The organism is Saccharomonospora iraqiensis subsp. iraqiensis, assembly GCF_000430445.1.
Classification (GTDB): Bacteria; Actinomycetota; Actinomycetes; order Mycobacteriales; family Pseudonocardiaceae; genus Saccharomonospora; species Saccharomonospora iraqiensis.
Genome location: NZ_KE387056.1, coordinates 1 through 3142, shown reverse-complemented (window position 1 = coordinate 3142; position 3142 = coordinate 1). Strand labels below are relative to the sequence as shown.

Annotated in this window: 2 protein-coding genes and 1 pseudogene; all 3 read right to left on the bottom strand. The window is 71.0% G+C overall.

Annotated elements, in window-relative coordinates; translation table 11 throughout:
* On the bottom strand, positions 1–1089 hold a 1089-nt coding region (locus ACTIR_RS25165; protein WP_233345816.1), incomplete at its 3' end, for an ABC transporter ATP-binding protein.
* A 200-nt stretch (positions 1090–1289) separates the two neighbouring features.
* Positions 1290–2179, bottom strand: a pseudogene (locus tag ACTIR_RS21610) (ABC transporter permease).
* A 345-nt stretch (positions 2180–2524) separates the two neighbouring features.
* A partial coding sequence (locus tag ACTIR_RS0104020) for an alanine dehydrogenase (protein WP_026453306.1) occupies positions 2525–3142 on the bottom strand: 618 nt, incomplete at its 5' end.

The following is a 3142-nucleotide window of genomic DNA, read 5'->3' as shown; positions in this document are numbered from 1 at the left end:
CTGCTGCGGGGCCTGCGGCTGCGGTGGCATCGGTTGCCCGGCGGCGTACGGCCCGCCCGGGGGTGGTCCCCAGCCACCCTGCTGCGGCACGGGTTGCGGGGGTACGGGCTGGTGCGGCCCCGGCTGCTGCGGCTGCTGGAACGGTTGCTGTGCGAACTGCGGAGGGTGCCCCGGGACGGGGGCGGCGTACTGCGGACTGGTCAGCTGGAAGAAGAGCTGTTCCAGATCGGCGGTCTCCTCCTGGATCCCGTAGACGGCGACACCGGCCTGTGCGGCGAGGTCGGCGATCTGCTGCACGCTCGACCCGGACACCGCGACCCGCCCGTCCCGGGTGGGTTCGAGGCCGGTGACCCCCGCCTCCTGCAGGGCGGTGACCAGGGCCGAGGCGTCGGCGGGCTGGACGAGCACCCGCGAGCGGCCGCTCTGGCGCAGCTGCTCCAACGGGCCGTAGTACCGGGTCGACCCGGCGCTGACGATGACGACCTGGTCGATCATCTGCTCGACCTCGGAGAGCAGATGGCTCGACACCAGCACGGTGCGGCCCTGCGCGGCGTAGGAGCGCAGGAACTGCCGCAGCCACGCGATGCCCTCCGGGTCGAGCCCGTTCGACGGTTCGTCGAGCACCAGCACCTGGGGGTCGCCGAGCAACGCCGTCGCGAGGGAGAGCCGCTGGCGCATGCCGAGGGAGAAGTCACCGGTGCGCCGGTTGGCCGCGGGCGCGAGGCCGGTGAGTCCGAGCACCTCGTCGGCGCGTTGGTCGGGCACCCCGACGGCGGCGGCGTACACCCGCAGGTGGGTGCGGGCGGTGTGCTTCGGGTGGAAACCGCCGTTGTCCAGCACGGCGCCGACCACCCGCCCGGGGCTGCCGAGTTCGTGGTGTCGTCGGCCGTTGATGGTGGCCACGCCCGCGGTCGGCTCGACGAGCCCGAGGATCATCCGCAGCGTGGTGGTCTTGCCGGAGCCGTTCGGCCCGAGGAACCCCGTGACGCTTCCCGGCTCCACGGCGAAGCTGAGGTTCTGCACCGCGGTGAGGGCGCCGAACTGCTTGGTGAGGTTCTGCACCGCGATGCGGCCGCTGCCGTCGTGCATGCTGCCCTCGTCTCCTCGTGATCGTGCCTTGGCCGGTGTCATCCTGCCGTACGGACCGTTACGACGATCACGGGAGGGCTTCGGGTTTCTCACCCGAACGGAGGGTGGTGTAGGTCACGATCGAGGTCCCGGCTCCGGGCACGAACATCCCGCCGACCGACGGGATGTTCGTGCCCACTCGCGAGTGCTCGGGCGCCGGGTCAGGTGATGTCGCGTCCGCGGTTCGCGGCCCGGCCCGCCCCGAGGAACGCCAGTGTCCAGGCGAGGAACACCAGCGTCGCGCTCCACCAGGCGTAGGAGCCGGGTGATCCCGCGAAGGACTGCAGTGTCCACCGGAGGTTCTCGCTCAGTCCGTGGGCCGCGGAGGGTCCCGCGGCCCCGACCGATGCGGCGGCCAGGGCACCCACGATCCCGTTGAGCGCGTTGTTCGGCAGGACCCCACCGAGCCATGAGAGGTCCAACGGACCGAGTATTCCGAGCATGAGAAGGTTCTCGACGACGATCATCCAGATGATCAGTGTCACGACGGGTCCGGTGACGCTGTTCCACACCGCGCCGACGCCGACCCCGAACAGGGTGGCGAGGACCGCCGCGAGGACCGTCGTGCCCAGAACACCGAACCACTGGCCCGCGGACGGCAGTTGGGCCCGGTCGACCGCGACCAGAGCACCGAGGGCGGTCGCGACGAAGAGCACGAGGCCGTAGAGCCCGCCCCAGGCCGTGCAGGTGACCGTCTTCGCGGTCAGTACGGCGCCACGCCCGGGCGCGGTGAGGTAGGTCGTGGTGATCGTGCGCCGGGTGTACTCGCCCGCGAGCGCACAGATGCCGAAGATTATCGGGAGGAGCAGGCGAGGTTGACCCCCCGGGAGATCGCGAGCATGCCCATGGGCAGGGTGTCCGCCGGGACGCCGAGCGTGCGGGCGAGTCGGTCCGTGTCGTAGGTGCCGAGGGCGAGGCTGAACCCGTTCGCCACGTTCCACCCCCAGCGGTGGGCGGAGAGCGACGAGACCACGACGGCGGCGACCATCAGCGCCCACCACAGTCCGGAGCCGGTGATCTTGCGGAACTCCGCTCTGATCAGGTTGCCCATATCGGGCGGCATCCTGCCGTACGGACCGTCACGACGGTCCCGGGGGCTTCGGGTTCCTCACCCGAACGGAGGGCGACGTAGGTCACTCTCGGCGTCCAAGGTTGGGCGAGGTCGCATCTTTCCTGTTCAGAGCCGTTCTTGAGAACAATTAACCAGATCGGCTGTTGTCCCGTGGGAAAGAAACTTCGCCGACTCGCGCCCCCCGGGCGGCGAACCGCCTCGCTATTGCTTAGAGTTGTTGGTGGCGGCCCGCTCCCGGTGACCCCCAGGCTGGTTGAGCGGGCCGCCCCTTCTTTCCTCTCCGGCGTCGTCGTCCTCCCCGCCCCGGTCCGCCGGTGTCGGGGATCAGAGCGGGGAGCCGACGAACTCCAGGTCGTGCGCGACGGCCACCGCCTCGTTGGTGAGCCCACCCGCGTGCGTGTTGATCCCCCGCGCCAGCGTGGTGTCCGCCCGTGCCGCCGACCGCCAGCCCTCGTCCGCGAGGCGCAGCACGTACGGCAGCGTCGCGTTGGTCAGGCCGTAGGTCGAGGTCCGCGGGACCGCGCCGGGCATGTTGGTCACGCAGTAGAAGACCGAGTCGTTGACCCGGTAGGTCGGTTCGTCGTGCGTGGTCGGCCGGGAGTCGGCGAAACAGCCGCCCTGGTCGATGGAGACGTCCACGAGGACACTGCCCTCCCGCATCCGGCCGACCAGATCGTGCGGGACGAGCTTCGGGGCCTTCGCGCCCGGGACGAGGACGGCGCCGATCACCAGGTCGGCCTGCAACACCGACTCGGTCAGCGACATACCGCTGGAGGCGATCGTGCGCACCCGGCCCGCGAACTCCTGGTCGATCCGCCACAGCCGTGCGATGTCGGTGTCCAGCAGCTCCACGTCGGCGCCCAGCCCCAGCGCCACCCGCGCGGCGCCACGCCCCACGACGCCGCCGCCGATCACCACGACCCGGGCCGGATGCACGCCCGG